The sequence below is a fragment of the uncultured Rothia sp. genome, assembly GCF_916715725.1.
Classification (GTDB): Bacteria; Actinomycetota; Actinomycetes; order Actinomycetales; family Micrococcaceae; genus Rothia.
In genome coordinates, this window is the sequence record NZ_CAKAPD010000003.1 from 48,888 (window position 1) to 69,848 (window position 20,961).

The 20,961-nt window shown below is 60.4% G+C and carries 13 protein-coding genes, 1 tRNA gene and 1 other RNA gene; 12 read left to right on the forward strand and 3 right to left on the reverse strand.

Annotated elements, in window-relative coordinates; genetic code table 11:
* Positions 1 to 86: 86 nt before the first annotated feature.
* A tRNA-Ser gene (locus QZ822_RS03080) sits at positions 87 to 175 on the reverse strand.
* 333 nt (positions 176 to 508) lie between these two features.
* Positions 509 to 605, reverse strand: an RNA gene (ffs, locus tag QZ822_RS03085) — signal recognition particle sRNA small type.
* A gap of 216 nt (positions 606 to 821) precedes the next feature.
* On the opposite strand from ffs, the gene QZ822_RS03090 reads away from it, so the two are divergent.
* The 7 genes from QZ822_RS03090 to purL all read left to right on the forward strand — a co-directional run bounded on the left by QZ822_RS03090 (position 822) and on the right by purL (position 11,014).
* A complete protein-coding gene (locus tag QZ822_RS03090; RefSeq protein ID WP_294642510.1) occupies positions 822 to 3,599 on the forward strand; it encodes a DNA polymerase III subunit gamma and tau in 2,778 nt (925 codons plus the stop codon).
* A gap of 178 nt (positions 3,600 to 3,777) precedes the next feature.
* Complete coding sequence (gene recR / locus QZ822_RS03095; RefSeq protein ID WP_294642512.1) at positions 3,778 to 4,920, forward strand: recombination mediator RecR; 1,143 nt, start codon at positions 3,778 to 3,780, stop codon at positions 4,918 to 4,920.
* 192 nt (positions 4,921 to 5,112) lie between these two features.
* Positions 5,113 to 6,408 (forward strand): aspartate kinase, encoded by a 1,296-nt coding sequence (locus tag QZ822_RS03100; protein ID WP_294642514.1) that lies wholly within the window; start codon positions 5,113 to 5,115, stop codon positions 6,406 to 6,408.
* Positions 6,409 to 6,527: 119 nt separating this feature from the next.
* Positions 6,528 to 7,478: a 3-methyladenine DNA glycosylase gene (locus tag QZ822_RS03105; RefSeq protein WP_294642516.1), complete on the forward strand. Its 951-nt coding sequence runs from the start codon at positions 6,528 to 6,530 to the stop codon at positions 7,476 to 7,478.
* Between the two features lie 122 nt (positions 7,479 to 7,600).
* Complete coding sequence (purS, locus tag QZ822_RS03110) at positions 7,601 to 7,852, forward strand: phosphoribosylformylglycinamidine synthase subunit PurS (protein ID WP_005507194.1); 252 nt, start codon at positions 7,601 to 7,603, stop codon at positions 7,850 to 7,852.
* A gap of 5 nt (positions 7,853 to 7,857) precedes the next feature.
* Entirely contained in the window at positions 7,858 to 8,670 is an 813-nt protein-coding gene (gene purQ, locus QZ822_RS03115) for a phosphoribosylformylglycinamidine synthase subunit PurQ (protein ID WP_294642517.1), read from the forward strand.
* 25 nt (positions 8,671 to 8,695) lie between these two features.
* Positions 8,696 to 11,014 (forward strand): phosphoribosylformylglycinamidine synthase subunit PurL, encoded by a 2,319-nt coding sequence (purL, locus tag QZ822_RS03120; protein WP_294642519.1) that lies wholly within the window; start codon positions 8,696 to 8,698, stop codon positions 11,012 to 11,014.
* Positions 11,015 to 11,138: 124 nt separating this feature from the next.
* Here purL and QZ822_RS03125 read toward each other — a convergent pair whose 3' ends face one another.
* The gene (locus tag QZ822_RS03125) at positions 11,139 to 11,801 is read right to left on the reverse strand and encodes a heme oxygenase (biliverdin-producing) (protein WP_294642521.1); all 663 of its coding nucleotides are present in this window, start codon (positions 11,799 to 11,801) and stop codon (positions 11,139 to 11,141) included.
* A 236-nt stretch (positions 11,802 to 12,037) separates the two neighbouring features.
* Between QZ822_RS03125 and QZ822_RS03130 the strand changes: the two genes are divergently transcribed.
* The 5 genes from QZ822_RS03130 to QZ822_RS03150 all read left to right on the forward strand — a co-directional run bounded on the left by QZ822_RS03130 (position 12,038) and on the right by QZ822_RS03150 (position 20,393).
* Positions 12,038 to 14,383, forward strand: a complete 2,346-nt coding sequence (locus QZ822_RS03130) for an HtaA domain-containing protein (protein WP_294642523.1) — start codon at positions 12,038 to 12,040, stop codon at positions 14,381 to 14,383.
* Between the two features lie 183 nt (positions 14,384 to 14,566).
* On the forward strand, positions 14,567 to 15,730 hold the full coding sequence (locus QZ822_RS03135) for a hemin ABC transporter substrate-binding protein (RefSeq protein ID WP_294642525.1): 1,164 nt from the start codon (positions 14,567 to 14,569) through the stop codon (positions 15,728 to 15,730).
* Complete coding sequence (locus QZ822_RS03140) at positions 15,730 to 16,809, forward strand: iron ABC transporter permease (RefSeq protein ID WP_294642527.1); 1,080 nt, start codon at positions 15,730 to 15,732, stop codon at positions 16,807 to 16,809. The genes QZ822_RS03135 and QZ822_RS03140 overlap by 1 nt, the downstream gene beginning before the upstream one ends.
* Entirely contained in the window at positions 16,806 to 17,576 is a 771-nt protein-coding gene (locus QZ822_RS03145; RefSeq protein WP_294642529.1) for a heme ABC transporter ATP-binding protein, read from the forward strand. The genes QZ822_RS03140 and QZ822_RS03145 overlap by 4 nt, the downstream gene beginning before the upstream one ends.
* 258 nt (positions 17,577 to 17,834) lie before the next feature.
* Positions 17,835 to 20,393 (forward strand): HAD-IC family P-type ATPase, encoded by a 2,559-nt coding sequence (locus tag QZ822_RS03150; protein ID WP_294642531.1) that lies wholly within the window; start codon positions 17,835 to 17,837, stop codon positions 20,391 to 20,393.
* The last annotated feature ends 568 nt before the right edge of the window (positions 20,394 to 20,961 follow it).

Genomic DNA, 20,961 nt, shown 5'->3' on the forward strand with positions numbered 1-20,961 from the left:
CGGCGCGTGGAACCGTGGGGGTTCTGAAGAAATAGTACCAAGGGTATAAAAAATCCCCGGTCTTAGAATCTAAGACCGGGGATCGGTGGCGGAGGATGGGGGATTTGAACCCCCGAGGGCTGTTAACCCAACACGCGTTCCAGGCGTGCGCCATAGGCCGCTAGGCGAATCCTCCAGCTATGTTTTCTACGCATTGCGTAGGCAACGAATAAAACTTTACTACGCTTTCGCTAAGCATGCAAGCCCTGGACGGGAAAAGTAACAGAAAGCACATTTATGGATGCTTGTGCCCCTGTTTTTGGGCAGACACGAAAAAACCTCCTACGCAACCGCTGAAACCCAGGATTCCGAGCGAGCGAACTGAGGCGCAGGATTCCGAGCGCGCGAGGCAATAAATCCTGCGTCGAAGCCGCCGAGCTCTAGAGAGGCGGAATCCTGGGTTGAAGCCGTCGAACGATAGTGAGACGGACATGACGGGTGCGAACTACCCATGTACCTAATTTTGGGTAAAAAAGACCTCCTACGCACCCGTCATAGCTCGAATACCCTTGCTACCTTCCGGTCCTGGGGGAGTTTTCCAAGATAACGCCACGTAAGAGGCAAGAACCAGTGTACCGGATTTTTGGGTTCTTGGGAATTCGGTGCGTCCGCGGTATTTCTGTGGGCGTACAGGCTACCTGGGTGGGCATCCGTAGAGGGTGTTGGGGTGGGTGTCGTGGTGGGGCGTGTTCGCCGGTGACTGGTGACCACTCGTGCCGGGGGTGGAGCGTCTAAAATGGTAGGGATTGTCCTATCCGCACCCCCGAGTTGAAGAGGTTGCCGTGAGCACTGCCCTTTATCGTCGTTATCGCCCCGAGACCTTTGCTGAGGTTATCGGGCAGGAGCACGTGACCGAACCTCTTATGGTCGCCTTGGAGAAGAACCGTGTGAATCACGCGTACCTGTTTTCGGGTCCGCGTGGTTGCGGTAAGACCACGTCGGCGCGTATTTTGGCGCGCTGCTTGAACTGTGCGCAGGGTCCGACTCCTACTCCGTGTGGTGTGTGCGATTCGTGCCGTGAGCTGTCACGTGATGGTGGCGGTTCTCTTGACGTGATTGAGATGGATGCGGCGAGCCACGGCGGTGTGGATCATGCCCGTGACCTGCGTGAACGCGCAACTTTGGCGCCGGTGCGTGACCGTTACAAGATCTTCATTATTGATGAGGCGCATATGGTGACCCGTGAGGGTTTCAATGCGCTGCTGAAGATTGTGGAGGAGCCGCCGGAGCACGTGAAGTTTATCTTCGCGACGACTGAGCCGAATAAGGTGCTGGGTACGATTCGTTCGCGTACTCACCATTACCCGTTCCGTCTGGTTCCGCCGGAGGTTCTTCTGCCGTTCCTGCAGGGCCTGTGCGATCAGGAGCAGGTGGCCGTTGAGCCTGGCGTGCTGCAGCTGGTGATTCGTGCTGGCGGCGGTTCGGTGCGTGATTCGCTGTCGATTCTTGATCAGCTGATGGCTGGTGCGTCGTCGCAGAACGGTATTGAGTATGACCGTGCGGTGGCGCTACTGGGTTATACCCACGCGCAGCTTCTGGATGAGGTTATTGAGGCATTGGGCGCGAAGGATGCGCCGACTCTCTTTGGTGCGGTGTCGCGTGTGGTGGCGACCGGTCAGGATCCTCGCCGTTTTGTGGAGGATTTGCTGGAGCGTCTGCGTGATTTGATCGTGGTGAAGGCTGTTCCGCAGGCTGCCGGCCAGATTTTGCAGGGTGTTCCGCAGGATCAGTTGGAGCGTCTGGCTCAGCAGGCTCAGGCTTTGGGTGAGCGTGAGCTGACGGTTGCTGCGGGTACGGCGAATGAGACTCTGAATGGTATGACGGGTGCGGCGAATCCGCAGCTTCAGCTGGAGTTGCTGTGTGCTCGTCTGCTTCTGCCTGCGGTGGAGGGTTCTGCCGGTGGCGCTGAGGTTGCGGCGTTGGCTTCTCGCCTGCAGGTTTTGGAGCGTCGCGTGGCTTCTGGTACTGCTGGTTCCTCGGGTTCCGCTGGTTCGGTTCCGGCGCAGGGTGGCATGTCTGCTGCTCGTGCGGCGGGTATGGCGGCGGCTGGCCTGACTCCTAAGACCCAGGCACCTAATGCGCAGACTCCTAGCGCCCCGGTTCAGGAGGCAGCTCAGCCCGCGCAGCAGGTAGCCCCTCAGCAGAGCAGCTCTCAGCATGCCAGCGCGGGTGCTCCCCCGCTGGCGGGCGCGCCCCTTAGTGCCGCACCTCTGGCACCGACCGCGCAGGCGCCTGCACCTGCGGCTGGTGCTCCCCTAGCGGGTAATACCCCGGAGGCGCCGAATGCCCCGGCTTCTGCTGCAGCAGCTGCGGCGGGTACCCCCTCCGCGCCGCTGAAGCTTGACCCGAACGATCCGCTGGCGGCGGTTCAGGGTAATTGGCGCGCCATTCTTAACCGAATGAGCGTTCCCGGTGCGGCGGAGCAGCTGATGAAGGTTCGCCCCGCCCGCATGGACGGCGCAACCCTGTACGTGAGCGCCGACATTGCTACTTTGCGCGCGGTCAAGGGTTTTGTGCCCGAGCTGACCGCCCGCGTGAGTGAGTTCCTGCGCCGTCAGGTGACCATTCACGCTCAGGTGGCGAAGCCCGGTGAGCAGGTCAAGCCCGCAGCTCAGCCTGCTGCGCCCAGTGCTCCCGCAGCTCAGCCTGCAGTTCCGGCGGCTGTTGCCCCGCAGGCGCCTCAGCAGCCCGTTCAGCAGACTCCCCCGCAGCCCACTCAGCCGGCGCCTCTGGCTGATGGTCCGCGCGGCGGTGAGGATGCGTGGCGTCGCCACGGTCAGCCGCTGACCGGCGCAAACACCCCCGAGTCTACGAGCGTGGATGCGCCCCTGGGCGCGTGGGAGGTTGCCCCGATTCCGCAGAGCGCCCCCGAGGAGGCACCTCAGCAGGTTGCCCCGGCCGCACCGGCTGCGCCGCAGGCACCGGCTGGTCCGCTTGCCCCTGAGCCCCCGGTTGCTCCGCAGGTTCCGGCAGCTCAGCAGGTTCTGGTTGCTCCGGCGGGTGGTTTTGGTGAGCGTGATTCCTTTGCTGCCTCCGGTAGTGGAGTTCCGCAACAGGAGAGCGCTCCTGAACCCCAGCATGCACAGGAGCCCCCGTTCCCACAGGAGCCCCCTCACGCGGAGGAACCTCCGTATGAGGAGGAGCCCCCTTTTGAGGATGAGCCCGCCTACGCTGAACCGGTTGAGGCACCCGCTGCGGCCGCAATCCCCGCTGAGCCTGTAGCACCGGCTGGCCCGCTCGCTGCTCCGGTTGAGCCTGCTGGTTCCCGCGTTACTCCGGTTGCGGCGGCGGGTCCGTTGGCAGAGGCACCGCAGGCGGCACCGGCTGATAACGCTCCGGCAAGTGATGGGAAGCCCGCATCGCAGGCTTCTAACGCAACCGCAGCGCCGGCTCCTAGCGCGCCGGCGGCACCGGCTCACCCGGCACGTGCCGCGTCCGATGAGGACTACGTCTCTGAGGATGATGAGAAGGTCGAAAACAGCACCTTCATCGGTCTGCGCGCTATCGAAAAAATTATTGGTGGCACCGTCATTGACGAACGCCCCCTGCACCAGCCCTAATCCGGGGTTGTAGGTGCCGCGCCCGCCATCGCACCGATGGCGGGCGCACTCATTCCAGCCGCATACTCGCTACGCGAAACGCCCCTAAACTGTCAGGGTTTGGGTGCATACTCATAACGTCGCCCAAGAACAGCGCACCAACGCACCAGCACAACGCACCGCATCTGAAGGAGAAGCCATGTACGAGGGAGCAGTTCAAAACCTCATTGACGAGCTCGGCCGCCTGCCGGGTGTGGGCCCCAAGTCGGCTCAGCGCATCGCTTTTCACATTCTGAATGCGGATGCTGCCGATATGGCGCGCCTAGCCAACGCCATTTCCACGGTGAAGACCAGTGTCAGTTTCTGTGAGGAGTGCGGTAACGTCTCCGAGACGAAGCTGTGCACGATCTGCCGTGATGAGCGCCGCGACCCGTCCGTGCTGTGTGTGGTCGAAGAATCGAAGGACGTGGTGGCGATTGAGCGTACCCGTTCTTTCACCGGCCGCTACCACGTGCTTGGCGGTGCCATTAACCCGCTGGCGGGTGTGGGTCCGGAGCAGCTGCGTATTCGTGAGTTGGTGTCCCGCCTGGCGGATGAGCGTATCCAGGAGATTATTCTGGCGATGGACCCGAACCTTGAGGGCGAGGCTACCGCAACCTACCTCTCGCGTATGCTCGTGCCGCTGGGTGTGCGTCTGTCGCGTCTCGCGTCGGGTCTTCCGGTCGGTGGCGATCTAGAGTACGCGGACGAGATTACCCTGGGCCGCGCGTTGGAGGGCCGCCGCGTCATTAGCGAGGGCACCGCCGCGGTTCACACCGCCGCCGAGGATTTTGAGCGGGCTAACCGCGAGGAAGAACAGGAGCGCGAGCAGGCCGCCGCGGTGCGTGCCGAGGAGGCGAAGCAGAGCCGCCGCCGCTGGAATTCGAGCATGTTTGATGACCTGGATTCTGAGGATTCTGCCGTTTCCGCCCCGGCGGCGCCCGCCGCTGAGGGTGTGCAGGGCACGGTGGATGAGCAGCTGATCGAGCGGGTTCTGCAGGAGGCTGAGAAATCAGGCGAGGAAGCCTCCCCCACCGATTCTGGTGCGGGCTCTACGCCTGAAGCCACAGAAGCAGAATCCACCCCTGACCTGGGCGAAGACTCCGGTGAGGAGGCTCCGGCGAGCGCTACCTCCGAACCGACTGAAGCACCCGTAACCGAGCAGGCAGAAGATGCGCCGGAGGTATTCCGCGCCCCCGACTACGAGGAGAAGATCCGCACTATTCAGAACGCCCCGTTACGCACCCCGAAGCCGGACGTTCCGCCGTTGCCGGGCGTGACTTACGTGAACCCGTGGACCTAGCCTTCCACCACTAGTACGTGCGCGGTAGGGTTCGCGCTCCCGGGCCCGCCACGACCCGCGTAACATTCGGTAATATTCCACGAGTCAATACATACGGGGGTGCAGTTCGCCGCTTGCACTGAACGCCGTCTACTATAAATGAGGAGCCGGCGTCTGCCGGTAGCACACAAAGTAACTGACCTGGAGATATCTATGAGCCTGATCGTCCAAAAGTTCGGCGGTTCCTCCGTAGCGGATGCGGAGGGCGTCAAGCGCGTTGCCCGCCGCGTCGTGGACACTCAGAAGGCAGGTAACGATGTGGTCGTCGTGGTGTCCGCTATGGGTGACACCACCGATGAGCTGCTCGACCTTGCCGCAGAGGTCACCAGCAATGTCGTTCCCTCGCGTGAGCTGGACATGCTGCTGACCGCCGGTGAACGCATTTCGACCGCCGTCCTGTCGATGGCCATTAACGACCTGGGCGCTAAGGCGCAGTCCTTCACCGGTTCGCAGGCTGGCATGATTACCGACGGCGTGCACGGTTCGGCGCGCCTCGTGGAGGTTCGCCCCGATCGCATCCGTGAGTCGATTGAGGCCGGCAACATCGCGATTGTGGCCGGTTTCCAGGGCATGAACCGTCAGAGCGGCGACATTACGACCCTGGGCCGCGGCGGCTCCGATACGACCGCCGTTGCGCTGGCCGCCGCGCTGAACGCCGATGTGTGCGAGATTTACTCGGACGTGGACGGCGTGTTCACCGCCGACCCGCGCATCGTGCCGACCGCGCACAAGCTGGATACCATCACCAGCGAGGAGATGCTGGAGATGGCGGCGAACGGTGCAAAGATTCTGCACCTGCGTAGCGTCGAGTATGCTCGTCGCTTTAACTTGAAGCTTCACGTGCGTTCTTCGTTCTCGGACCTTGAAGGCACCATTGTGATCCCGGAGGAGTCCGCGGAACTGACCCCCACCCATCTGAAGGAGATTCCCTTGGAACAGCCCCTGATTTCTGGTGTTGCGCACGATCGCACCCGCGCAAAGATTACCGTTGTTGGTGTTCCGGATGTTCCCGGTTCGGCAGCGAAGGTGTTCGGCCTGCTGAACGAGGCGAAGGTAAACCTGGACATGATTGTCCAGAACGTTCCCACTGACCGCCCGGGCGTGACCGATATTTCCTTCACTCTGGATCAGGCGCAGGGCCCGACCGCGCTGGAGGCGCTGGAGGCCGCTAAGGATGAGCTGGGTTTCCAGGAGGTTATTTACAACGAGTCGGTTGGTAAGCTGTCGCTGGTTGGCGCGGGCATGAAGACTAACACGGGTGTTTCGTTCACTTTCTTTGAGGCCCTGTCTAACGCTGGCGTGAACATTGACATGATTTCGACTTCTGAGATCCGTATTTCGGTGATTACTGAGCTGAGCAAGCTGGATGAGGCTGTTCGCGCGGTGCACACTGCGTTCGGTCTGGACGCTGAGGGCGAGGCTACTGTTTACGGTGGTACTGGCCGCTAGGGTTTAGCTCGTTTGTGGGCTGTACGCTTCGGGAGGGGCGGTGCTGGTTTGGTCCGGCGCCGCCCCTCCCCTTTTTTGTCAGTGTGTTTGTGGGCGTGCGGGTGTTCTACTCTAGAAGCATGAGTAGTGTTGTATTTTCCCAGGTGATGGATGCCCGCGAATGGCGTGCCGCTCAGGCGGCGCATGAGGCGCGTGCGGGCCGTTACGCCGACCCGTTTGCGCAGCGTCGCGCCCGCCACGAAGTGCACCCCGTGGAGGACTTCCTCTTCACCTACTACACTCTCAAGCCCGGCCAGTTCAAGCGCTGGCACCCCGGCGCCGGCGTCATTCTGCTGGATGCGCCCGAGCGCGCCTCCTGGCGTTTTTATCGCCTCGCAACCGAGCAGGAGCTCCTCGAGGCGGGTTGCACCCCCGAGCAGGCGCGCGCCCAGGCGGAGGCCGCCTCCGCCGTCACGGTGGACGTCACCGATTTTGTGGAGCGCCGCGCTACCGCCCTCGCCTTCACCCACGAGATTCTGCGCAACACCGCCGCAAAGAAGGGCCAGTTCGGTTGCTTCGGCATGCACGAGTGGGCGATGGCGTACAAGTCGGTGGAGAACAATATCCGCCACGACTACCTGGAACTGCGCCTGGGCGCGGACGGTACGGACCGTGTGGTGGAGGAGCACCGCATCCGTTGCTCGCACTTTGACGCGTTCCGTTTCTTCATGCCGCAGGCGGCGCCGTTGAACGAGCTGCAGCCGACCCGTGAGACGCAGCGCGTGCTGGAGCAGCCGGCGTGCCTGCACGCGAATATGGACGTGTACAAGTGGGCGTATAAGTTGCTGCCGCTGGTTGATTCGACCCTGGTCATGGATTGTTTTGACCTGGCGTGGGATGCGCGTGAACTGGATATGCGCGCCGCCCCCTACGATATTCGCGATTGGGGGTACGAGCCGATTCCGGTGGAGACGACCGAGGGTAAGGCTGAGTATGTGCGCATTCAGCGTGAACTGTCGGAGCGTTCCATTGAGCTACGTGAGCGCCTGCTGCAGGTGTGCGAGCGCTATCTTCCGCCCCTCGAGGCGTAAAAGACGTGATTCGAGCCTCTTAGGGTATCCACCAACCGAACGCATACCCCCGTTACGGTCGTTAGTACGGTAAGATGAGATACGGCTCATACAGAACCCACGCACCCAAGGAGTGCCCACACATGGCCCGTATTGTTGTTGATGTTATGCTCAAGCCCGAAATTCTTGACCCGCAGGGTAAGGCTATTTCTCACGAGCTGCCCCGTATTGGCGTTGATTCTTTCGTTGATGTTCGCCAGGGTAAGCGCTTCGAGCTGACCGTCGAGGGTGAGGCTACTGAGGAGCACCTCGCAGCTGCCCGCAAGGCTGCTGAAGAGCTGCTGTCGAACCCCGTCATCGAAGACGTTGTGAACGTTTCGGTTCTGGAGGACTAAGACCTATGGCAGAGTCCCTCGCACCTACTGAAGTCCCCCTGGTTGGCGACTTTTCTACTTACTCCCCGAATCCCGCCTTCGCTGATGCACGCGTTGGCGTGGTGACTTTCCCCGGCACCCTGGATGACCGTGACGCTGCGCGTGCCGTCCGTCTGGCTGGCGGTACCGTCGTTGAGCTGTGGCACGACGACGCTGATCTGAAGAACGTTGATGCCGTCATCATTCCCGGCGGTTTCTCCTACGGTGACTACCTGCGTGCCGGCGCTATTGCTGCGAAGGCTCCCGTGATGCGTTCGGTGATTGATGCCGCTAACGCTGCCGGTACCTCCGGTTCTTCGCCCCTGCCTGTTCTGGGTATTTGCAATGGTTTCCAGATTCTGACTGAGTCGCACCTGCTGCCCGGTTCGATGATTAAGAACGATCACCGCAAGTTCATTTGCCGTGACCAGACTCTGCGCATTGAGAATAACTCCACCTCCTGGACGAGCAATTACGCTGCAGGCCAGGAGATTGTTGTTCCTCTGAAGAACCAGGACGGTCAGTATGTTGCTGACGCGAAGACCCTGGAGGCGCTGGAGGCTGAGGGCCGCGTGGTGTTCCGCTACGTTGGTTTCAACCCGAATGGTTCCCGTAACGACATTGCTGGCATCAGCAATGAGCGCGGTAACGTGGTCGGCCTGATGCCGCACCCGGAGCACGCTGTGGAGCCCGGCTTCGGTCCTTCCTCTTCCGGTTTTGGTGAGGTTTCTCTGCGCGGTGGCGCCGATGGTCTCGGCGTGTTCACCTCGGTTCTTGCCAACCTGATTAACGCCCGCTAACGCACGACAAGGATTCTAAGAAGTTATGAGCGAAAAGCAGTTTAACCTCGACACCGTCGAGCACGCGGCGGCAACCCCGGACACCGAACTCCCCTGGGCTGAACTGGGTCTGAAGGAGAACGAGTTCGAGGACATTAAGGAGATTCTTGGTCGCCGTCCTACCGCGGCTGAGCTGGCAATGTACTCGGTCATGTGGTCCGAGCACTGCTCCTACAAGTCTTCTAAGGTTCATCTGAAGCAGTTCGGTGCAAAGGTCACCGATGAGATGAAGAAGGACCTGATGGTCGGTATCGGTGAGAACGCCGGTGTGACCGATATTGGTGACGGCTGGGCTGTTACCTTCAAGATTGAGTCCCACAACCACCCCTCGTACGTGGAGCCCTACCAGGGTGCTGCGACCGGTGTGGGCGGTATTGTGCGTGACATTATTTCCATGGGTGCACGCCCGATTGCTGTGATGGATCCGCTGCGTTTCGGCGCGATTGATCACCCGGACACCGCCCGCGTTATTGGCGGCGTGGTTGCCGGTATTGGTGGTTACGGTAACTCCCTGGGCCTGCCGAACATCGGCGGCGAGGTTGAGTTCGATTCCTGCTACCAGGCAAACCCGCTGGTCAACGCACTGGCTGTGGGCATTATGCGCCACGAGGACATCCGCCTGGCGAACGCATCGGGCGTGGGCAACAAGGTTGTCCTCTTCGGTGCACGCACCGGTGGCGACGGCATCGGCGGTGCGTCGGTGCTGGCGTCCGAGTCTTTCGATGACACCAAGCCCTCGAAGCGTCCTGCCGTTCAGGTGGGCGACCCCTTCGCTGAGAAGGTTCTGATTGAGTGCTGCCTGGAGCTGTTCAAGGGCTCCGTGGTTGAGGGTATTCAGGACCTGGGTGCTGCGGGTATTTCCTGCGCAACCAGCGAGCTGGCTTCTAACGGTGAGGGCGGCATGCACGTCGACCTGACCAAGGTTCTGCTGCGTGACCCCACCCTGACCCCGGGCGAGATTCTGATGTCTGAGTCTCAGGAACGCATGATGGCTGTTGTCTCCCCCGAGAACGTGGAGCGCTTCGAAGCGATCATGACCAAGTGGGGCGTGGAGTACTCCTTCCTCGGTGAGGTCACCAATTCTGGCCGCCTGGTCATCGAGTGGGACGGCGAGGTCATCGTGGATGTTGACCCCCGCACCGTTGCGCACGACGGCCCGACCTACGAGCGTCCTTACGCACGCCCCGAGTGGCAGGATGACGTCCAGGCTAACCACTTCACCGGTTCGGCTGCTGACGATTCCCGCCCGCGCGGTAAGGAGCTGGGCGAGGCAATCAAGGCGTTCATGGCGTCCCCGAACATGTGCTCCAAGTCCTGGATCACTAACCAGTACGACCGCTACGTTCAGGGCAACACCGCCCTGTCCATGCCGGACGACGGCGGCGTGGTGCGCGTGGACGAGAACACTAACCTCGGTGTTGCTCTGGCGACCGACGCCTCCCCGCGTTTCACCTACCTGGATCCGTACGAGGGTGCTCGCGCGTCCTTGGCTGAGGCGTACCGTAACGTTGCGACCGTTGGTGCACGCCCCGTGGCTGTGTCTGACTGCCTGAACTTCGGTTCTCCCGAGGATCCGGACGTCATGTGGCAGTTCGCTGAGGCTGTTCGCGGCCTGGCTGATGGCTGCATGGAGCTGGGTGTTCCGGTGACCGGCGGTAACGTGTCCCTGTACAACCAGACCGGTGGTAAGGCTATTAACCCGACCCCCGTGGTGGCGATGATGGGCGTGATGGATGACGTCACCCGCCGCACCCCTTCGGGTTGGGCTCCTGAGCATGACGGTCAGGCTATCTACCTGCTGGGTACCACTCGCGATGAGCTGGACGGCTCCGAGTGGGCTCGTTTCAAGGGCCACCTGGGCGGTCAGCCGCCGAAGGTTGATCTGGCTCTGGAGCGTCAGCTGGGTGACATGCTGGTGAACATGTCTCGTGACGGCATGATTGATGCCGCGCACGACGTGTCTGCTGGTGGTCTGGCTGCGGCTCTGTCGGAGGCTTGCCTGCGTTTCAACACCGGTGCCCGCATTGGTCTGGGTGAGGTTGCTGAGCGTGACGGCGTGGACCTGTTCACCCTGCTGTTCTCGGAGTCCCTGGGCCGCGTTGTGGTTTCGGTTCCGCGTTCTGAGGAGGTGCGCTTCAAGGATATGTGCACCGCTCGCCAGTTCCCCTTCGCACGTATTGGTGTGGTGGATGCTGCGTCGAACGCTCTGGACTTCCAGGATGAGGTTTCCATTAACCTGGATGAGCTGCGTGCAGCTCACGAGGGTACTCTCGCTTCTTACTTCGGTGAGGTTGCGAAGGGCTAGTTTTCGACTAGTTTGAGACTAACGCCGAAAGGGGCGGATGCTTGTGAAAGCATCCGCCCCTTTTGTTATGCCCGCTGGCTTGTGCGTTGAGCGTTTAGGCGTTGTGCGTTGAGGTGTTCGGTGTTTATGCCTCGGCGACCTTGCGTCCCAGCTGCGCGAACAGGGAGGCGTTAATGCGGAAGCCTTCGATGCATTCTTCGATGAGGGCTTCGCGCTGTTCGTCGGTCAGGGGTGCATTGTCGAGCAGTTCGCGGTAGCCGTCCTTAAAGACCTTGGGCTTGGGCAGTTCGGTGAAGCGGTACATGCTCAGTGCTTCGGCGGGGATGCCGTAGTGGCGGTTGACGAGTGCTGCGACTGCCTGGCCGCCAGAGAGGTCGCCTAGGTAGCGCAGGTAGTGGTGTGCGAGGTAGCGTTCGGGGGAGTTGACGGTGGCGCGGATGCGCTCTACATATTCTGCGGTTGCGGGCAGGGGCGCGTCGATGTCGCCGTCCTGGCCGAGCGCGCGGATGTCGGCGCGGATGTATTCTGCGCGGTCGAGGCCGGGGTGGGTGAAGGGCTCGGTGATGGGGTTGGGTTCTGCGCGGTAGTGTTCGGAGACTGCTTCGAGTGCTTCGTAGATGTGCACGTACTGGTTGATGAGGCGCAGGTATGCCTCGGTGTTGAGGGAACCGCCCATGAGGTCTTCCATGAAGGTGGAGTGTTCGGCGTTGTCGTGGACGTGCTTGGTGCTTTCCTTCAGGCGTGCGGAGAAGCGTTCCTGGGTGGTTGCGGGGGCGGTAATAGTCATTGGTGAGCTCCTATAGCGGCTTGTGGGTGAACAATAAAGGTTTTGATGACACTGTGTCACCAAACTGTTAATGACATATTGTCACCAAAAACCGGTTTTGGCAATAGCTCTCACAAAAAATTTGCTAAGGTAAACCTCATACACAAGTCACCCTAGGCATTAAGTTACACAAACATAGGCTAATAGGGCTAGACTTGATACGAACACCACAATCACAGAATCCAAGGAGACACCGAATGTCTACCCCCTCTCTCACCAAGCGCACTTGGGCGTTCTTGGCTTCGGCAACCATCGGCCTCAGCGGCATCGCTGGCGTACCCGCGGCTTTCGCGGCTGAAACCAACTCCCACGTCAGCGCCGGTGAGGTAGCCGCAGCCTCAGAGCAGAGCCTGCAGGACGTCACCGTCAACTGGGGCCTGAAGAAGTCCTTCCGCTCCTACATCAACGGTGCCTTCTCCCAGGGCTCCCAGGAACTGACCGGCGTCACCACCAACGAAGACGGCTCCTACCGCTTCACCTCCGCCGAAGGCACCGTAGCCAACGGCGAATACTCGGTCACCTTCACCGGCTCCTCAATTCACTACACCGCTCACCACGGTCTGCTGGAAGTCATCATCTCCGACCTCTCCGTCACCATTAAGGACGGCGTGGGCACCGTGCGCGCCAACGTTCAGTCGCGCCCCTACAACGGCAATACCACCCCGAACGACCTGGTCGAAACCAAGAACATGACCATCGGCACCTTCAACGCCTCCGGTCTGAAGGTTGAAGGTAACACCATCACCCTGCCCAGCGTTGACGAGGAAAACGGCACCCGCGTCAAGCTCTCCGAAGAGGCAACCGGCGCCTTCGCCGGCTTCTACAAGGCTGGTCAGGAGCTGGATGCGCTCGGTTTCTCCGCAACCATCGTGACCAAGGAAGCACCCGCGCCCGTACCTTCCACTGAGCCCAGCGCAGAGCCGACTGCAGCGCCGACCACCGAGGCACCCAAGCCTGCCGAGCCTTCCTCCGCACCGACCACCGAGGCACCCAAGCCCGCCGAGCCCACTTCTGCCGCACCGAGCGCAGCCCCCACCTCCGCGGCGCCTTCCTCCCCCGCTGCAACCACCGAGCCCAAGCGTGAAGAAAAGGTCACTGGCAACGTCGTCGAGTCCGGCACCCTCAGCTGGGATATCCGCGAGTCCTTCCTGAAGTACCTGACCGGCTTCGCGCACGGCTCCGTGAACGTTGAGGGCATGGAGAAGACCGCGGCAGGCGGCCTGAAGTACACTCAGGCATCCGGCGTGTACAACCCCGAGACCAAGACCGGTCAAATCAACTTTGCGGGCACCGCAGAGTTCACCGGCCACAACGGTCAGCTCAAGAGCACCATCAAGAACATGCGCCTGGTCGTCGTCAACGGCAAGGGCACCCTGGTCGCTGACGTTGACGCGCTGACCCGCGACGGCAAGTCCGTTTCTAAGACCGGCCTGGCTATCGCCGAGGTGGACCTCTCCGGCGCGAGCGTGAAGGACGGCGTCTTCTCGGCGCAGAACGCAGCAGTCGCGCTCACCGCTGAAGGTTCTGACGTGCTCTTCGCGGGCCAGTACCGCGGTGCCGACAACGCCATGGCACCGCTGAGCTTCTCCGTAAAGCTCAGCGAGCAGACCGCAGAGAACACCGTTGAGGTTCCTCGCGTCTCCGAGAACAAGTCCTCCGATAACAAGGGTTCTGAGAACGGCGCTTCCGACAACGGTTCCTCGAACTCCACCGGCAACTCCGGCTCTAACGGTTCGGCAGGCACCTCCGGCAGCGTTTCTAACGGCGGCTCCTCCTCGAACGGCTCGGTCAGCAACAACCCGGCACAGCCGGTCTGCGTACCCGTCACCCGCACCCGCGAGGTGCAGGAGCAGGGCGCATCCGACGGCACCATCAAGAGCGCTAACCTCGGCTGGGGCGTGCGTGATTCCTTCCGCAACTACGTGCGCGGCGGCATCGCAAACGGCAGCTGGGAGCTGAACGGCACCTCCTACTCTTCGGATGCGTTCAACTGGTCTAACGGCACCGGCACCTTCAAGGGTGGTAAGGGTTCTATCTCCTTCAGCGGTTCGGTTCGTTTCACCGGTCACCACGGCATTCTGGACACCACCATTGCGAACCCGCGCCTTGAGATTAACGGCAATTCCGGCACTCTCTACGCGACCATGAACAGCAATGACCCCTCCGGCAAGGCAACTAACTACGGTGAGGTGGCACTGCTGAAGGTGGATCTTTCCGGTCTGCAGAGCTCCGCTGACGCTGTGAGCGTCAACGGCGCGGCAACCACCCTGACCGCTGAAGGCGCGAAGGCGTTCGCTGGCTTCTACGACGCCGGTAAGGACATGGCTCCGCTGAGCTTCTCCGCGGCGATTAACGGCGCGAAGACCACCACCAAGACCGTGTCCGAAACCGTCTACGAGGGTGAGGGTTGCGACCCGGTCACCGGCAAGCCTCTGGCTTCCACCGGTGCCTCCGGTGTTGAGGGCACCCTGGTTGCAGGCTTCATCGCTGTTGCAGCCGGTGCGGGTACCGTCGTGTACACTCGCCGCCGCAAGAAGGCATAACGGCACCTCACGAGGATGCCCACACTGTGGGCTCGCCCGTGAGACTCAACCATGAGGTTCACCGGTGAGCCGACACGGCCCGTGCGGGGGTGCAGATTTTCACTGCACCCCCGCTTCAGGTGCCAGGTTTTGCCTCGGCGCCTACCCCAGTTTTTCTAGCTCCCCTTTTTCTGCGAGACTACGATGTTTTCTTCCCTTTCTTCTTCTGCTCTGAACCGCCGCGATGCAATGAAGTATGCGGCGTTCTCTATCACTTCCGCTTTTCTGCTGAGCTCTTGCGGTGTGGGTACTCAGAACCCGGCTACTTCTTCAAGTACTTCGCAGGCTGCGGTGGATGAGCAGAGCACCCGCACCGTTTTGGAGAACCTTGCCGATCAGTTGCGTTCTTCTATTGCCCCTGATCAGAAGGCTCTGCGCGGCCCCAATAGCGCGGCGGATACCCCCGAAATTCAGCCGATGGTCGATACCCCCACTCCGGCTTTCCCGGTGACGTTCAAGGATTTCAACGGCACTGAGGTGACCGTTAAGTCCGCCGACCGTGTGTTGGCACTGGATCTGTACGGCACCCTGGCTCAGCAGATGATTGCGCTGGGCCTGGGTAGCCGACTGGTGGGTCGTGTCACCTCCTCGACGGAGCAGTCGCTGGCTCATCTTCCGCTGGTGACTCAGAACGGTCACGATCTGAACGCTGAGGCGATTCTGGCGACCTCCCCTGATCTGGTGTTGTGGGATAAGAGCAACGGCCCGATTGAGATTGTGGACCAGTTGCGCGCAGCGGGCGTGACCGTTGTGGTCTTCGATCATGAACGTCGTATGGATAAGATCATTCCGCAGCTCAAGGCTGTGGCGCAGGCGCTGGGCGTTCCGGAGGCGGGCGAGCAGGTTGCAGCCCGCGTGCAGAAGGACCTGGATTATGCCCTGCAGGTACTCAAGGACGTTGCCCCGAAGGGTGCACAGCAGGTGTCGTTCGCGTTCCTGTACGTGCGCGGTACCGCTGGCGTGTTCTTCGTGCTCGGTAAGGGCTCTGGCGCTGATGATTTGATTCAGGCTATTGGCGGCAAGGATGTGGCGTCTGAGCAGAACGCGACGAACATTATTCCGGCGACCAGCGAGGCGCTGGTAAAGCTGAACCCGGACGTCATTCTGACCATGAGCGGCGGCATTAAGTCCACCGGCGGTTTGGATGGTTTCTTGGCTCGCCCGGGTGTGGGTGAGACGACTGCCGGTAAGAATAAGCGCATTATTGATATGGGTGACGGTCAGATTCTGTCCTACGGCCCGAATACTCCGGCGGTGCTTTTGTCGCTGGCTAAGGCTGCGTACTCGACTCCTGCGGGAGCCCAGTAGTGGCAGCCGTGAAGAGTGCGGCGGGCGCGAAGGATTACCGTGCGTCGCGTCGGCGTCGTGCCGGTCTGACCTTTACGTTTTTGGCGGTGGCGCTGTGCGCCGTGATGGTGCTGTCTGCAGGTTTGGGTCAGTACAACATCCCGATTGATCAGGTGGTTGCTTCTGTGGGCCGCCATCTGGGTCTTGCCCCGGAGAACCCTGCGATGCAGCTGGCAGATAGCACCCTGTGGAATATCCGTTTCCCGCGTGTGCTGTTGGGCGTGCTGGTGGGTGCCGCGTTGGGCACTTCCGGTGCGGTGATGCAGTCAGTGTTCGGCAACCCGCTGGCTGAGCCGGGCGTGATTGGCGTTTCCTCGGGTGCGGCGGTTGGCGCGTGTTTGTCGATTGTGTTGAACCTGCAGTTCTTCGGCATTTTCACGACTCCTGCGTTCGCGTTTGTGGGCGCGTTGGCGGCTACTGCGCTGGTGTATTTCCTGTCGCGTTCTTCGGGGCGTGCGAAGGTCCTGTCGATGATTTTGACGGGTATTGCGGTGACCGCAGTGGCGAATGCGATTATCGCGTTCCTCATGTTTATCGCTGATACGACGAGCCGCGATCAGATTGTGTTCTGGCAGATGGGTTCGCTGAACGGCGCCACGTGGAAGGCCGTGGCGAGCGTGTGGCCGGTTATTCTCATCGGCTTGGTGGCGTGTTTCGTGATGGCTTCTTCGCTGGATGTTCTGGCGTTGGGTGAGCGCGCGGCGCAGCATTCGGGTGTGAACGTGGAGCGCCTACGTGCGGTGTCTATTGCGGCGACGGCTCTGTTGACCGGTGCTGCGGTGGCGTATGCGGGCATTATTGCATTTATTGGCCTGATTATTCCGCACCTGTTGCGCATGATTTTGGGTCCGTCGAATCGTGTGTTGTTGCCGGCTTCGGCGTTGGGTGGTGCCTTGTTGATTGCGCTGTCTGATTTGGGTGCGCGTACGCTGGTGCCTTTTGCTGATTTGCCGATTGGTATTTTTACGGCTTTGGTGGGCGGCCCGACGTTCTTTGTGTTGTTGCGTCGTTCCCTGGGCCAGGGCGGAGGTGCTTCGTGAGTGAGTTGTTGAGCCTTTCTGGCGTGTCTTTTAACGCTGGTGGGCGTCAGATTCTGAATGATGTGTCTCTGTCGGTTTCTGCGGGCGAGGTTGTGTCGCTAATTGGTCCCAATGGTGCCGGTAAGTCGACTCTATTGGGTGTGATTGCTGGTGATATTGCCCCGAGTAGCGGTGAGATTCTGCTGGATGGCACCCCTCTGGGTTCGATTCCTGCCCGCCAGATGGCGCGTCAGCGTGCGATGCTGCTGCAGAAGTTGAATGTGGCGTTTTCGTACACGGTGCATGAGGTGGTTCAGATGGGCCGCACCCCGTGGAAGGGCACGGAGCGCGCGGAAGAGGATGATGCCGTGGTCGCTTCGATGATGGAGCGTACCTCGGTGACTCATTTGTCGGATCGCGATATTACGACTCTGTCCGGTGGTGAGAGTGGCCGCGCGCATTTGGCGCGTGTGTTTGCTCAGCAGACTCCGCTGATTCTTTTGGATGAGCCGACTGCGGCGTTGGACATTACGCATCAGGAGCAGACGTTGCGGGTGAGCCGTGAGTTGGCTGCTGAGGGTGCGGCGGTGTTGACGGTGCTTCATGACCTGGATGTGGCGGCTGCGTATTCTGACCGTATGGTGTTGTTGCGTAGTGGCGAGGTGGTAGCTTCGGGCACCCCTGAGCAGGTGTGTTCGGCGGAGTTGTTGTCTGAGGTGTATCAGCATCCGATTGAGGTGTTGAGGCATCCGGTGACGAATCGTTTGTTGATTCTGCCAAAGCGCTGACCTGCTAGCACGCTAATCCTGCTGTCGCGCTGATTCTGTCAGCGCGTTAGCAAGCCATTCAGCAAACACTTTCCATCTCAAAATATGCCAATATTCGCATATATTAAATCTCCGTTCTGGAATGGCTGTAAATATCAGTTCATTACAGGGCGGAGATTATCTTTATCCCCGCTTGCACAGATACACTGAAAGGTAGTGTCCGCAATGCTGAACTCTATTCAGTTCAGCATTCCATCCATTCGAGAAAGAGACCCCTGCATGGATCCTCAGCAGAAAACGGCAACGGCTGCCGTTGCCGGCTACATTCCCGAATATTCTGAAACACCGCATAGCGGATCTTTCGATATTGCCCAGCACGGTTTGAGTAGCGATGATGTTGCTCGCCTGACTGCTGAAGGTAGGGTCAATACCCAGAACAATAAGTCTTCCCGCACGCTGTGGAGCATTATGCGTGCGCACCTTTTCACGGTCTTTAACTTTGTGTTGGGTGCTTGTGGTGCTGTAGTGATCATGTACCAGCGTTGGGCTGATTTGCTCTTCCTGGCGGCTGTGATCGCTAACGTGGTGATTGGTTTTGTGCAGGAGTACAAGGCAAAGCTGGAGCTGGACCGCATCTCCCTGCTGGACCGCTCCCCCGCTACTGCTGTGCGCGACGGCAAGACCATCGAGGTTCCGATGGAGCAGCTGGTTGAGGGTGACGTTGTCATCCTTAAGCGCGGCGATCAGGTTCCCGCGGACGCTATTGTGCTCACCTCCGATTCTTTGGAGCTGGACGAGTCCCTGCTGACCGGTGAGAACGACCCGATTGCTAAGCGCCCCGGCGATATGGTGCTGTCGGCGTCGAGTGTGCTGGGTGGTACCGGCCGCGTCCTGCTCTCTCACGTGGGTGCGAATTCTCGTGCAAGCAAGATTTCTGATGAGGCGCGTCAGTTCTCGCGTATTCAGTCTGAGCTGCGTGATGCGCTGAACCGTGTGGTCCGCTGGATTACGGTGGGTCTTGCGGTCATTATCCCTGTGGTGTCGTGGGGTCAGATTCAGGCGGCTGGTGGACTGGAGACCGTGCAGCAGAACCATCTGTGGGAGCAGGTTTCTATTGCTGTGGTGTCCTCGGTTGCTTCGATGATTCCGCAGGGTCTGGCGCTGATGACTACTCTGGCGTTTGCGGCGGCGGCTGTGGCGCTGGGTCGTAAGCACAACATCCTGGTGCAGGAGCAGCCTGCGGTTGAGGTTCTGGCTCGTGTGGATGTGGTCTGCTTCGATAAGACCGGCACCCTGACTGAGGGTGGCGTGATTTTTGATTCGGTGCGCCCGCTGGACACCGTTGCTGAGGCTGAGGGCCCGGATGCTGACTCGGCGGAGCACACTTCTTGGCGTGCTTCTCTGCCTGCCGGCTGGAATGAGGCGCTGGCGTGGTTCGGTCACGATGAGAACGCGAACCCGACTGCGGCGGCTCTGACCGGCGGTTTCCCGGATGCTTCCTCGGCGTCGGTGAGCGGTATTGTGCCGTTCTCCTCGGCTCTGCGTTTTAGCGCGATTGAGTTTAAGGATTCGGGCGCCTGGCTTCTGGGTGCTCCGGAGGCGCTTCTCGCCAAGGGTACCGCTGAGCGCGAGCGTGCGGCTGAATTGGCGGCGCTGGGTCTGCGCACGATGGTTTTGGCGCATGCTTCTGCGGTGGTCCGTAATGAGAAGGATGAGCCGGTTCAGAAGATTCCGTCGGATGCTGCCCCGGTTCTGTTCGTGATTTTCCGTGAGAATGTGCGTGCGGATGCGCCTGAGATTGTGGAGTATTTCCACCGTCAGGGCGTGACGTTGAAGGTCTTCTCGGGCGATAATCCGTTCACTGTGGCTGCGGCTGCGAAGACTGCGGGCATGGATACTTCCGCTGGTGCGGTTGATGCGTCGACTCTGCCCGAGGATGGTCCGGAGCTTGCTGAGGCTGCGGCTACCCACAATATTTTCGGTCGTGTGTCGCCCGAGCAGAAGAAGAACATGGTGATTGCGCTGAAGGAGCGCGGCCATGTGGTGGCGATGACCGGTGACGGCATTAACGACGCTCTGGCGCTCAAGCATGCAAGCTTGGGTATTGCGATGGGCAACGCGGCTCCTGCGACGAAGGCTGTTTCTCGCCTGGTTCTGCTGGACGGTAAGTTCTCGTCTCTGCCGGCTGCGCTGGAGCAGGGCCGTCAGGTCATTACGAACATTGAGATGGTGGCGAACCTGTTCTTGACGAAGACCGGTTTCGCGATTCTGCTGGGTGTTCTGTTCAGCCTCTTCGGTTTGACCTTCCCGTTCTTGCCGCGTCAGTACTCGACCGCTGACTTCTTGATTGTGGGTGCGTCGTCCTTCGCGTTGACTCTGCTGCCGAATTCGCGCCGTTACGTGCCGGGCTTCTTGCGCCGCGTGCTGAATTACACGGTCCCGAACTCGATTATTGTGGTTGCGATGCTGCTGGCGGTGACGTTCACGGCTCGTGGCATGGGTGTTGAGGATATCCGCCAGATTCAGACGGCTTCGTTCATCACTCTGGTAATGATGGGTCTGTGGAACCTGGCTGCGGTGGCTCGTCCGTTCAACCGTGCTCGTGTTCTGCTGTTTGGCGCGTTGCTTGCGGTGTTCTTCGCGGCGCTGTTCGTGCCGATTCTGGTGGAGTACCACCAGTTCGTTACTGTGCTCCCGCATCTGCTGTGGACGGCTCTGGGTGCCGGCGCTCTGGGTGCCGCGCTGATTGAGGTGAATGCGCATCGTAACCGCCGTTGGCAGAAGCGTAATTACCCTGAGCTGGAGGTTGCTCCGCTGAATTTCTTCCCGGCTAAGTAGTTAGTCGGAAGGTAGCTGCTTCGGTAGCGTGTGGGCCCCGTATCCTGTGGATGCGGGGCCCTTCCGCGTCTTCAAGAGCGCCGTCTTCGAAAGCACCCGGTCCGGGGCGTATCTGAGCGTACCGGAGGGCTCTGGGACCCTGCCTAGGCTTTGCCTGAGCCCTGCTGGATTCCAGCCGGGAGGCTCCCCGCAGTCAGCGCCGAGAGCGTGTCTCAGCTATTCTCAGCTATCACCTGGGTGAAACATTTAACAGCTTCTGATAGCTTTTGCCTCTCACCTTGCTCTTAACCTGGGAAAACCCTTAGAGTTACAGGGAACTATTTGAGAAGGGAAACCTTCTTCAGGGTTGTTACTGGTTTGGCAGGCAAGACCTGAGTTACTCAACACCGTATGGGACGGTAGCATATATCTGCCGAGAATCCCCTCTATTTGCTGTACCGAAGCTCCATAGTGGGCACGAGTGTAGTGCTTCCGGTGGTCGAGAGACTCGGGTCTTTTGTGTTTTCTGGACGTGTTTTCCGGGGCTTTTTCGGCTACCGCAACGTCAGGTAGGCACAGCCTCCGGCAA

Bases quoted from the DNA above. Each gene is read 5' to 3' on its own strand.
- recR (WP_294642512.1), top strand. From the start codon at position 3,778: ATGTACGAGGGAGCAGTTCAAAACCTCATTGACGAGCTCGGCCGCCTG.
- QZ822_RS03100 (WP_294642514.1), top strand. From the start codon at position 5,113: ATGAGCCTGATCGTCCAAAAGTTCGGCGGTTCCTCCGTAGCGGATGCG.
- QZ822_RS03105 (WP_294642516.1), top strand. From the start codon at position 6,528: ATGAGTAGTGTTGTATTTTCCCAGGTGATGGATGCCCGCGAATGGCGT.
- purS (WP_005507194.1), top strand. From the start codon at position 7,601: ATGGCCCGTATTGTTGTTGATGTTATGCTCAAGCCCGAAATTCTTGAC.
- purQ (WP_294642517.1), top strand. From the start codon at position 7,858: ATGGCAGAGTCCCTCGCACCTACTGAAGTCCCCCTGGTTGGCGACTTT.
- purL (WP_294642519.1), top strand. From the start codon at position 8,696: ATGAGCGAAAAGCAGTTTAACCTCGACACCGTCGAGCACGCGGCGGCA.
- QZ822_RS03125 (WP_294642521.1), bottom strand. From the start codon at position 11,801: ATGACTATTACCGCCCCCGCAACCACCCAGGAACGCTTCTCCGCACGC.
- QZ822_RS03130 (WP_294642523.1), top strand. From the start codon at position 12,038: ATGTCTACCCCCTCTCTCACCAAGCGCACTTGGGCGTTCTTGGCTTCG.
- QZ822_RS03135 (WP_294642525.1), top strand. From the start codon at position 14,567: ATGTTTTCTTCCCTTTCTTCTTCTGCTCTGAACCGCCGCGATGCAATG.
- QZ822_RS03150 (WP_294642531.1), top strand. From the start codon at position 17,835: ATGGATCCTCAGCAGAAAACGGCAACGGCTGCCGTTGCCGGCTACATT.